We start from the raw sequence: 11436 nt of genomic DNA on the forward strand, positions 1-11436 counted from the left end.
GTATCGCCAATGCCGCGCGGCCGCACCGTCCAGCTCTTGCCACTTCAACACCATCATGACCCACGTATTCCATCGCAATCCGCGCCAGACACTGCCCGTCGCCGTTGCCGGGCAGGGGATCGAACTGATCGACAGCGCAGGCAAGCGCTACCTCGATGCCTCCGGCGGCGCCGCCGTGTCGTGCCTGGGGCACGCGCACCCGCGCGTGATCGAGGCGATCAAGTCGCAGCTCGACACCATCGCCTACGCCCATACCTCGTTCTTCACTACCGAGGTGTCGGAAACGCTGGCCCAAACGCTGGCGCAAGCCGCGCCCGGAGATCTCGACCATGTGTATTTCGTGTCGGGCGGCTCCGAGGCCGTGGAATCGGCGCTGAAGCTGGCGCGCCAGTACTTCGTCGAGGTGGGCCAGCCGGGCCGCCGCCATTTCATCGCGCGCCGCCAGAGTTACCACGGCAACACGCTCGGCGCGCTGGCGATCGGCGGCAATGCGTGGCGGCGCGAACCGTTCCTGCCGCTGCTGGTGCCGGCGCACCACGTCTCGCCGTGCTACGCCTATCGCGACCAGCAGGCGGGCGAGACCGATGCGCAGTACGCACAGCGGCTCGCCGACGAACTCGAAGCGAAGATCCTGGAACTGGGGCCGGACACCGTCGCCGCTTTCGTCGCCGAGACGGTGGTTGGGGCCACGGCCGGCGCGGTGCCGCCGGTGGGCGATTACCTGAGACGCATCCGCGCCGTGTGCGACAAGTACGGCGTGCTGCTGATCCTGGACGAGGTGATGTCCGGCATGGGCCGCACCGGCTACCTGTTTGCGTGCGCAGAGGATGGCGTGGTGCCGGACATTGTCACCATTGCCAAGGGCCTTGGAGCCGGCTACCAGCCGATCGGAGCGATGCTGTCGACGCGCCGCATCTATGACGCCATCGTCGGCGGCAGCGGCTTCTTCCAGCACGGCCATACCTACATCGGCCATGCCACGGCATGCGCGGCGGCGCTGGCGGTGCAGCGCACGATTGCCGAAGACCGGCTGCTGGCCAATGTGCTGGCCCGCGGCGAACAACTGCGTGCGCGGCTGCGCGAGGCGCTGGGCGAGCATCCCAACCTGGGCGACGTGCGCGGGCGCGGGCTGTTTGTCGGCGTGGAGTTTGTCGCGGACCGCGACAGCAAGGCGACGCTCGATCCCGCGCTGAAGACGCATGCGCGGCTGAAGTCGGCGGCGATGCAGAACGGGTTGCTGGTCTATCCGATGGGTGGCACGGTGGACGGTGTGCGCGGCGACCACGTGTTGTTTGCGCCGCCGTTCATCTGCACCGGGCAGGATATCGACAACATCGTGGAGCGCTTTGCTGAGGCGGTGCAGTCGGTGCTGCCGGTTGGGGTGGCTGCGGCGGTGTAAGGCAGTGACGCGGCGAAGGCCGCTTGGGAAAGCCGAGGACAGATCCCATTCCGTCGGCTTGCTCCCCTCTCCCGCTTGCGGGAGAGGGGCGGCAACATTCGCAGTGCTGTCGGCCCGGAATACTCGGCTCAATCCCCGCTCAAGCCTCCAGCTTGAACTCCCCCACCACCTGTTGCAGCTCGGTAGCCTGCCCCGCCAGCGCACTCGAAGCACTGGCCGCCTGCTCCACCAGCGCGGCGTTCTGCTGCGTCACGCTGTCCATCTGCGCCACCGCTTCATTCACCTGCGCGATCCCCGCGCTCTGCTGCTCCGACGCCACGGTGATCTCGCCCAGCAGCGCCGTGACGCGGCCGACCGACTGCACGATTTCATGCATGGTCTCGCCGGCCTGGCCCACCAGCGCCGAACCGCTGCCGACCTGCTGCACCGAGGCATCGATCAGCTGCTTGATTTCCTTGGCCGCCGCGGCGCTGCGCTGCGCCAGCGTGCGCACCTCGCCTGCCACCACGGCAAAGCCGCGACCCTGCTCGCCGGCGCGCGCGGCTTCCACTGCGGCGTTCAGCGCGAGGATGTTGGTCTGGAAGGCAATGCCTTCGATCACTTCGATGATGTCGGTGACCTTGCGCGAACTGGCGCTGATCGCCGACATGGTCTGAACTACGTTGCCGACCACCTCGCCGCCGCGCTCGGCGATGCCGGATGCGGCTTCCGCGAGGCCGTTGGCCGCACGTGCGCGTTCGGTGTTCTGGCGCACCATCGCCGTCAGCTCGCCCATGCTGGCCGCGGTCTGCTGCAGCGAGGCGGCCTGTTCCTCGGTGCGCTGCGACAGGTCGGTATTGCCGGCGGCGATCTGGTGCGAGGCCGCGCCGATGGAATCGGTGGCGGCCTTGATGCGCGTCACCAGGTCGGTGAGCATGTCCTCCATCTCGCCCAGTCCGCCCAGCAGCCGGCCGAATTCGCCGCCGCGCTCGGTCTCGAAGTCCTGGCTCAGGTCGCCGGCGGCCACCGTTTCGGCGATGTAGACGGCTTCTGCCAGCGGCGCCTCGATGCTGCGCGCCAGCGCCCAGGTGGCCGCAATCGCCACACCCAATCCAGCCAGGCCAAGCGCCACCAGCAGGTTGCGCGCGTTGCCGTCGGCGGCGCCCTGCATGCGCGGCAGTGCGATCGCGATGCCGACCGCCGCCAGTGCCCACATGGCGCCGAACGCCGCGCCAAGCTTCATCCGTATCCCCAGGTTCTGCATGTCTCCTCCGTTCCCCAGCTTTCCTAGTCGGCTGTTACGGCGCCACGCCGGTCCCGGTTTGCCGGCACGCACGCTTGACGCCTCAACCTACTGTTATCGACTGGGGAAGGCGGGGCTTTAGGGGATTTTTCAGACGGGAGCCAAAGGCACGGGTCGGCGGCCCGTCTCATCCTTCGCGGTAGCAAAATGTCTCGAACGCTGACTCCAGCGCCTCGCGCGCCGGCGCACTCAACGATGCGCCAGGCACCGCCACAGTGCCCGTCCGGCAGGCCTGCACGGCATAGTGGCGCACGCCTTGCGCGGCCAGCGCACTTGCCAGCGCCAGCAAGTGCGGCTCGCTGAGGCAGGCGGGATCCCACGTTGTCCGGCATTCGAACGGAACGCCGGCGCCAAGCAGCAGCGCCAGGCTGGCCTGCACCCGCGCCAGGCCGCCGGGCCGTCCGACCAGCGCATCGTGGCCGGCGGCGTCCGCCTTGATATCCAGCCCGACCCAGTCCAGCCGCGGCAACAGCGTGGCGAGACGGCGCGGGTAGATGCCGGCGGTATGCAGCCCCACCTTGAAACCGAGCGCGCGCACCGCCGCGGCCAGTTGCGGCAGGCGCGCTTCACTGAGCGGCTCGCCGCCGGAAAACACCACGCCGTCGAGCAGCCCGGCGCGGGTCTTCAGCCAGTCCAGCACCGCTGGCCAGGCATAGGCCGCATGGCGCTGCTGCAGGTGGGCGTTATGGCAATAGCCGCAGCGCCACGGGCAACCGGCGATAAACAGCACCGCGGCCAGCTGGCCGGGCCAGTCCACGCTGGAGAAGGGCACCAGCCCGGCCAGCGCCGGCCCGCCGCGCAATGACGCCGCTGGCGCCGGCGCGGGCATCGGCGTGGCCGTGAGGCAGTGGCCGTCAGCGGCAGGCACTTTCGGTGAAGAAGCGCCGCTCATTGAACTCCCCCTGCTTGCCGGTGTTGAAGGATGTCACGGGCCGGTGGTAGCCCATCACCCGGGTCCAGACCTCGCAGCGGGTACGCAGGGCGGGATCGAGGGCCGGCGTGGCTGGCTGGCGCGATTCGGTATTCATGAGAGTTCCTCTTCAGGTTGGGTTTGCGGCGCGCTGGCCGCGGCTGGGGTGCGTGCCAGCAACTCGGCATCGCACCGGGGACAGAACTCGTGGCGCCCGCTCAGGTAGCCGTGCTTGGGGCAGATCGAGAACGTTGGCGTGACGGTGAGGTACGGCACGCGGAAGCGCGACAGCGCGCGCCGGACCAGCGCCTTGCACGCCTGTGCGCTGGACAGGGCTTCGTTCATGTACAGGTGCAGCACGGTGCCGCCGGTGTACTTGCCTTGCAGCGCCTCCTGCATCGACAGCGCGGTGAACGGGTCGTCGGTACAGCCGGCCGGCAGCTGGCTGGAATTGGTGTAGTAGGGCTGTTCGGCCGTGCCCGCCTGCAGGATGTTGGGCCAGCGCTTGCGGTCTTCGCGCGCGAAGCGGTAGGTAGTGCCTTCTGCCGGCGTTGCCTCCAGGTTGTAAAGGTGGCCGGTCGCTTCCTGGAACTCGCCGATGCGCGCGCGCACATGGTCGAGCAGCCGCAAAGCCATGGCATGCCCGCGCGGCGTCGTGATGTCGTCGGCATCGCCGGAGAAATTCCGGATCATCTCGTTGATGCCGTTGACGCCGAGCGTGCTGAAGTGGTTGCGCAGCGTGCCGAGGTAGCGGCGCGTATAGGGATACAGCCCCGCGTCGATGTAGTGCTGCACCACGCGGCGCTTGTCTTCGAGCACGTCGCGGCCCAGCGCCAGCAGGCGGTCCAGTGCGGCCATCAGCCCCGCCTCGTCGCCCGCGTGCAGGTAGCCCAGGCGCGCGCAGTTGACGGTGACCACGCCGACCGAGCCGGTCTGCTCGGCCGAGCCGAACAGGCCGTTGCCGCGCTTGAGCAGTTCGCGCAGGTCCAGCTGCAGGCGGCAGCACATGGAGCGGACCATATGCGGCTCCAGGTCGGAATTGATGAAATTCTGGAAGTAGGGCAGCCCGTAGCGCGCCGTCATCTCGAACAGCGGCTCGGCATTGGCATGGTCCCAGTCGAAGTCGGGCGTGATGTTGTAGGTCGGAATCGGGAAGGTGAAAGCGCGCCCGCGCGCATCGCCCTGCATCATCACCTCGATGTAGGCGCGGTTGATCATGTCCATTTCCGGCTGCAGGTCGCCGTAGGTGAACGGCATTTCCTCGCCGGCGATATACGGTACCTGGCCGGCCAGGTCCTGCGGGCAGGTCCAGTCGAAGGTGAGGTTGGTGAAGGGCGTCTGCGTGCCCCACCGGCTTGGCACGTTGAGGTTGAACACCAGTTCCTGCATCGCCTGGCGCACCGCGCGGTAGTCCATGCGGTCGTGCCGCACGAACGGCGCCATATAGGTATCGAAGCTGGAAAACGCCTGCGCGCCGGCCCACTCGTTCTGCAGCGTGCCAAGGAAGTTGACGATCTGGCCGACGGCGGCCGACATATGCCTGGGCGGGTTGGCCTCGACCTTGCCCGGCACGCCGTTGAAGCCTTCCGCCAGCAACTGGCGCAGCGACCAGCCGGCGCAGTAGCCGGACAGCATGTCGAGGTCATGGATATGCAGGTCGCCGTCGCGATGCGCCTGCCCCGCTTCCGGGCTGAAGATGTGCGACAGCCAGTAGTTGGCCGTGACCTTGCCGGCGACGTTCAGGATCAGTCCGCCAAGGCTGTAGCCCTGGTTGGCGTTGGCGCGCACGCGCCAGTCGCGCTGGGCCAGGTATTCCTCCATGGCGCTGGCCACGTCGACCTGGCCGCCTGGCTGTGCCGGCGGCAGCGTGCCGGCTTGCTGTGCGTCGTGCATTCTTGCCCCTTTATGTAGTGTCTGATTGGCAGATTAGCACTACATATAGTGGTCAAGCGTTGCCGGAGTCAGCTGTTCTGCGCCCGGGTTGATGGCTGTCAACCGGCATGGCTGGCATCTGGCCTGCGTCGGCCGCGCTTGCGCTGGCGCAAAGCCATACTGGCGCGCGGGGCATATCCACTGCGGCGCAACGCACGTCTCCCAAAACGCAAACCGGCCCCGAAGGGCCGGCAGGCAATTCACGTGCGATGCGTGGTGAAAGGTCAGGCGGCTTGCTTCAGTTCTGCCAGCGCGCGCCGGCCTGCCACCAGTTGTTGCGCCACTTCGGCCACGCGCGCACCGAGGTGCTCGGCGGTGCGCAGGTCCGCCAGCGGCGGCACCACGTCCGCGCTTTCATCGGCGTTGGACTGCGCGGCTGCGCCCAGGAAGAAGCCATGGCGGTTCAGCGAGTCTTCGGTCGACTTGGAGTTGTTGTGGCCCGGAGGCAGGCCCAGGTTGACCCAGTGCATGCCGTGCTGTGCCGCGAAGATGGCGATTTGCTGCAGCGTTGCCAGCTTGTCGCCCGAACGCGAGGCGGCGTTGGTGAATCCGGCCGCGACTTTGTTCGCCCACTTGCCGCCCTTGGCAAAGACGTTGCGCGAGGTGGCGTCCATAAAGCCCTTGAACTGCGCCGAGGCGCTGCCCATGTAGGTTGGCGCGCCGAAGATAATGGCGTCGACCTGCTCCAGCGTGTCCCAGTGCTGGTCGATGTCCTCCACCGGAATCAGCAGGCTTTCGGCGCCCGCCACGCTACCGGCGCCGCGGGCGACGGCCTGGGCCTGCTTGGCGGTGTGGCCGTAGCCGCTGTGGTAGACGATGGCGACGCGGGTAGGTTGGCTATGCATGGTGTCTAGTCCCTTGATTTAAAAATCTGAATGACCGTTTGCTGCGTTGCGCTGTAGCGATTTGCCATTTGCATCGCGGCTTGTGTCGGCCGGTGAAGAGAGTTTAGGCAGAGGGTTGCCCCTGCGTGGGGCCGTCCGTGAAATGAATTATTGAAATATTTTGAATATTCGTCAGCGTTCTGGCGGATGCTGCATCTACGCAGCGGTATGCCGGGCTTTCCCCGCAGCGGCGGCCATGGAAATGCGCCGCGGGACACGATAAAGTTGCGACACCTCCACCTGTGCCCACGCCCCCGATAATCATGAGACCAGGCGGCACGCAGCCTTCGTCGGCCATGCATCAGCGCTGTCGCTGCCTCCGTGTGCCGGTGCCCAGGGCATTGGCGCTGGCAGCCCTGCTGCTCACATGCACCGGCGTGCGCGCCGCCGATCCGCCGGACAGCGCGGTGGCCGCCGCCACCGGCGAGATCCTCCCCGACATCGTGGTCACCGCCACCCGCAGCGAGCAGCGCCGCTTCGATGCGCCCGCTGCGGTAGACAGCGTGCCGGTCGATCCGTTGCGCAGCGCCACACCGCTGGTCAATCTGTCCGAGGTGCTGGCGGGTGTGCCGGGCGTGGCCGTGCGTGACCGGCAGAACTATTCGCAGGACCTGCAACTGGCGGTGCGCGGATTCGGCACGCGCTCCACGTTCGGCGTGCGCGGCGTGCGGCTTTATGTCGACGGCATCCCCGCGACCATGCCCGACGGCCAGGGCCAGGCCTCCACCGCCGACCTCGCCAATGCCGGCCGCGTCGAAGTGCTGCGCGGCCCGTTTGCGCAGATGTACGGCAATGCCTCGGGCGGCGTGGTGCAGGTGTTCACGCCCGATCCGCCCAAGGACGGCTTTACCGCGCGCGCGTCGACCGGCATCGGCTCGGACGGCCAGTGGCAGGCCGGGGTGGCGCTGGCCGGCGGCAACGAGCGGCTGGGCGGCTCGCTCGATGCCTGGACCTACCAGACCGATGGCTACCGCGACCACTCGGCGGCGCGCCGCTACCAGCTCAATGCACGCGTGGTGGCGCAGCCGGCCAGCGGCACGCGCGTGATTGGCCAGTTCAACTACTTCAACCAGCCGCTGGCGCAGGATCCGCTCGGGCTGACACGCGCGCAGGCCGATGCCAACCCGCGCCAGGCGGTGCCGGCGGCGACCCAGTTCGACACCGGCAAGAACGTCGAGCAGGCGCAGGCGGGGGTGGTGGTGGAGCAGCGGCTGACCGACATCGACAGCCTCTCCGGACGTCTCTATGGCGGGACCCGCAACCTGTACCAGCGGCTCGGGTTCAGCGGCGCCGCGCCGACGTCTGCCGGCGGCATCGTCGACCTGGATCGCATCTATGGCGGGGGCGCGCTGTCCTGGAGCCGGCGCACCACCGCCAACGGCCTGCCGCTGCTGTGGACCGCCGGGGTGGGGGCCAACGGCATGCGCGACGGCCGCAACGGCTATGTCAACCAGGATGGCAGCCAGGGCGCGCTACGGCGCGACGAGACCAATACCGCGACCGACCTGGGCGCCTTCGCGCAGGTCGACTGGACCTTCCATCCCGCCTGGCAAGTGGTCGGCGGCGTGCGCGCCAGCCGCGTGCGGCTGGGCATCGACGACCAGTTCATCACCGCGGCCAGCCCCGACGACAGCGGCACCGCTACCTACAGCAACGTCAGCCCGGTACTGGGACTGGTGTGGCATGCGCTCGATACCCTGAACGTCTACGCCAACCTCGGTCGCGGTTTCGAGACGCCGACGCTGACCGAGGTCGCCTACGGCCCCGGCGGGGTCGGCAGCAACCTCGGCCTGCGCGCCTCGACCAGCCGCCAGGGCGAGATCGGCATCAAGTGGCAGGCTGGCGGGCAGCGGCTGGAAGCGGCACTGTTCGATGCCGACAGCCACGACGAAGTGGTGCCGCAATCGAACAACGCGGGCCGCACCGTCTACCAGAACGTCAACGGCGTGCGCCGGCGCGGCTTCGAGCTGGGCTGGCGCGGCGGCTTCCTGGGGCAGGTCGGCACGCCGGGGCAGGGCGGGGGCAGCCGCATTGAGGCCGGTCTGGCCTATACCTGGCTCGATGCCTATTTCGGCGATGCCTTCGTCAACGCGCAGGGCCAGACCGTGGCCGCGGGCAACCGGCTGCCCGGCACCGCGCGCCACAGCGTCAGCGCCGAGGTGGCCTGGCGGCCGCTGGCGCCGCTCACGCTCGGCGCCGAGATGCGCGTCGACAGCCGCGTCTATGCCGACGACCTCAACACGCAGGCCGCGCCCGGATACGCGGTCTTCAACCTGCGCGCGGGCTATGAATTCCGCATCGGCCCGACCCGCGCCTACCTGTTCGGGCGCATTGACAACGTGACCGACCGGCGCTATATCGGCTCGGTGATCGTCAACGAGGCCAACGGGCGTTATTTCGAGCCAGGACCAGGACGGCGCTTCTTCATCGGGCTGCGCGCGGCCTTGTAGGTCCGGCACGTGGCGGGTGGTGGTCGCGCCCGATTTCGTTCATTGCCTGTCGCGCCATTGCCCTTTAAGGTGTTGGCTTTGGCCGCGTCCGCCGGCATGCCCCACTGGTCATTGCCGGCGGCGGCGCGCGCCACCCCGGAGTTTGCGTAATGACCGCGCCCCTGCCAGACGTTCCCGTCGTGCCACCGCCGGACGACCGTACCCGCCGTATCATGCTGTGGGTCGTGGCCGTCGGCTTCTTCATGCAGACGCTGGACTCGACCATCGTCAATACCGCCTTGCCGTCGATGGCGCGCAGCCTCGGCGAGAGCCCACTGCGCATGCAGTCCGTGGTAATCGCCTACTCGCTGACCATGGCGGTGATCATCCCGGCCTCGGGCTGGCTCGCCGACCGCTTCGGCACGCGCACCATCTTCCAGACCGCGATCGGCCTGTTCGTGGCCGGCTCGCTGCTGTGCGCGTACGCGCCCACGCTCAACTTTCTGGTCGGGGCACGCGTGGTGCAGGGCGTGGGCGGCGCCATGCTGCTGCCGGTCGGGCGGCTTTCGGTGCTGCGCACCTTCCCGCGCGAACAGTACCTGCAGGCGCTGAGCTTCGTCGCCATCCCGGGCATGATCGGCCCGCTGATCGGCCCCACGCTGGGTGGCTGGCTGACGCAGGCGCTGTCGTGGCACTGGATCTTCCTGATCAACGTGCCCGTCGGCCTGCTTGGCGCGATTGCCACGATCCGTTATATGCCGAACGCGAGACTGTCCGGCATCGGCCGCTTTGACATCGCTGGCTACCTGCTGCTGGCCATCGCGATGCTGGCGCTGTCGTTTTCGCTCGACGGCCTGGCTGGCCTGGGGTTCGAGCACGCCACCGTGCTGTTGCTGCTGATCGCCAGCATGGCCGCGCTGACCGCCTACGGCCTGCACGCCAACCGCCGCAAGCAGCCGCTGTTCCCGCTGCGCCTGTTCCGCATCCACAGCTTCAGCGTCGGCCTGCTGGGCAACCTGTTCGCCCGCATCGGCAATGGCTCGATGCCGTTCCTGATCCCGCTGACGCTTCAGGTCAGCCTGGGCTATTCCCCATTCGACGCCGGCCTGATGATGCTGCCCGTCACCGCCGCCGGCATGGCCTCCAAGCGGCTCGCCACCCGCCTGATCCAGCGTCTCGGCTATCGCCGCGTGCTGGTCTCGAATACTTTCGTGGTCGGCCTGGTGATGGCCGCCTTCGCGCTGATCACGCCGCAACTGCCGCTGTGGCTACTGATCCCGTTGCTGGCCGTGTTCGGCATGGTCAATTCGATCCAGTTCACGGCGATGAATACCGTGACGCTCAAGGACCTGAGCGGTGCCGGCGCCAGCAGCGGCAACAGCATGCTGTCGATGGTACAGATGCTGTCGATGAGCCTGGCGGTGACGTCGGCGGGGGCGCTGCTGGCAACGTTCCAGCATCGGTTTGGCGGGGACACGGCAGCGGTGTTGCCGGCATTTCATGCCACCTTTGTCTGCATGGGGCTGATCACTTGCGCATCGGCGTGGATCTTCATGCAGTTGGGGAGGCAGGAGGCTGCGCCGGCGTTGCCGGTCAGGCATGGGGAGAAGGAGGTATGAGGGCAGTTGAGGGCAGTTAGAGGACCGGCGCCGCGAGCCGGTCTTTGGGAGGCTTTTGCAGGTTAGCGGTTCTCAATGAATTCAATGCTTTCCAGCAGTTTTCTTACCTCTGGTTCCGTGCTTCTGTGATTGCCGTACAGACTATCAACGACTGCCTTTCCAATCAGGGCGTTGCCACCCGGGGAGATCAGACAAACTGATAGTCGACGTACACGATCCTTTTCGTCTCCAATAGTGTCGTCTTTGGTGCTCGTCGCACCAATTCCATTGATGCTATTCATTTCACGAACAGTAAAATGCGCCTCGGGTGGGGGACCGTAATCAGGGTCAGGATGTCGCCACTGCACCCAGTGCCCATCTCTCTTTTCAAGGCCGGCGAATCTGCGGCAAAATTCGTCTTGCCCCTTTGCGTCGCACAGGAAATCTATTATTAGTGCATTTGGCAATGTGGAACGCTTCAGCTCTGCATCATAAGTCGCGCTGGGTATGTCTTGTTCGGGGTATTGACGAACCTTCCCTCCAAGCGAATCTTTCAAGCGAAAGAGACAGGCGCCGACGGTTATGAAATGCGTCTTAATAGCCGAACTCTTGGAAGGCGACAACGTGACGCGTTCTCTGGCATGCGACATGGCGCTTGCCGAAACCAAGAAGGTACAAAGTAGAAGTCCCGGGAAAACACGTGACTTATTCAGTAATTTAATCACCACGGCTTCCTCCGCGTAAAGTCATCTGGAATTTCACGAATAACCCCATCACCAGATGGAAATTTTGGCGTGTCCGTTAAGACAACTAGTGCATTGGCGTAGACGCGATAGCGTTCTGTCATCCCGTTGATGCTGTAGTTGCCGTGGACAGCGCTAGGGATGGTGTTCAAAACAACGTCCGCAGCGCCGAGTTGACCGTGAGAGCGTGGCCAAGTGAGTTCAATGAGCGATTCCCCTCGACTTCGATGCGAGATTCGGTGCGCGCTTGGGCGTTATC

9 protein-coding genes are annotated in these 11436 nt (G+C 66.6%); 3 read left to right on the forward strand and 6 right to left on the reverse strand.

What is annotated here, in order from left to right; translation table 11 throughout:
* Positions 1-55 precede the first annotated feature (55 nt).
* Positions 56-1399 carry an aspartate aminotransferase family protein gene (locus tag VSR71_RS33565; RefSeq protein WP_342917782.1) on the forward strand — a complete coding sequence of 448 codons (1344 nt, stop codon included), beginning with the start codon at positions 56-58 and terminating at the stop codon, positions 1397-1399.
* Between the two features lie 139 nt (positions 1400-1538).
* Here the strand turns inward: VSR71_RS33565 and VSR71_RS33570 are convergent, their stop codons facing one another.
* The 5 genes from VSR71_RS33570 to VSR71_RS33590 form a co-directional block, all read right to left on the reverse strand.
* Positions 1539-2642 (reverse strand): methyl-accepting chemotaxis protein, encoded by a 1104-nt coding sequence (locus VSR71_RS33570; protein WP_342917783.1) that lies wholly within the window; start codon positions 2640-2642, stop codon positions 1539-1541.
* A 166-nt stretch (positions 2643-2808) separates the two neighbouring features.
* Positions 2809-3573: an anaerobic ribonucleoside-triphosphate reductase activating protein gene (locus VSR71_RS33575; RefSeq protein WP_428979487.1), complete on the reverse strand. Its 765-nt coding sequence runs from the start codon at positions 3571-3573 to the stop codon at positions 2809-2811.
* Positions 3536-3709 (reverse strand): anaerobic ribonucleoside-triphosphate reductase, encoded by a 174-nt coding sequence (gene nrdD, locus VSR71_RS33580; RefSeq protein WP_116319437.1) that lies wholly within the window; start codon positions 3707-3709, stop codon positions 3536-3538. Before nrdD ends, VSR71_RS33575 begins: the two co-directional genes overlap by 38 nt.
* Entirely contained in the window at positions 3706-5484 is a 1779-nt protein-coding gene (locus tag VSR71_RS33585; RefSeq protein WP_342917784.1) for a ribonucleoside triphosphate reductase, read from the reverse strand. Before VSR71_RS33585 ends, nrdD begins: the two co-directional genes overlap by 4 nt.
* A 263-nt stretch (positions 5485-5747) precedes the next feature.
* Positions 5748-6368, reverse strand: coding sequence for a flavodoxin family protein (locus VSR71_RS33590; protein WP_342917785.1), 621 nt, complete (start codon positions 6366-6368; stop codon positions 5748-5750).
* A 302-nt stretch (positions 6369-6670) separates the two neighbouring features.
* Here VSR71_RS33590 and VSR71_RS33595 point away from each other — a divergent pair, with 302 nt between their 5' ends.
* Entirely contained in the window at positions 6671-8857 is a 2187-nt protein-coding gene (locus VSR71_RS33595; RefSeq protein WP_342917786.1) for a TonB-dependent receptor, read from the forward strand.
* A 149-nt stretch (positions 8858-9006) separates the two neighbouring features.
* A complete protein-coding gene (gene mdtD, locus VSR71_RS33600; protein ID WP_342917787.1) occupies positions 9007-10455 on the forward strand; it encodes a multidrug transporter subunit MdtD in 1449 nt (482 codons plus the stop codon).
* 62 nt (positions 10456-10517) lie between these two features.
* Here mdtD and VSR71_RS33605 read toward each other — a convergent pair whose 3' ends face one another.
* Complete coding sequence (locus tag VSR71_RS33605) at positions 10518-11159, reverse strand: hypothetical protein (protein WP_342917788.1); 642 nt, start codon at positions 11157-11159, stop codon at positions 10518-10520.
* Between the last annotated feature and the right edge of the window lie 277 nt (positions 11160-11436).

Source organism: Cupriavidus oxalaticus (assembly GCF_038900635.1).
GTDB lineage: Bacteria > Pseudomonadota > Gammaproteobacteria > Burkholderiales > Burkholderiaceae > Cupriavidus > Cupriavidus oxalaticus_B.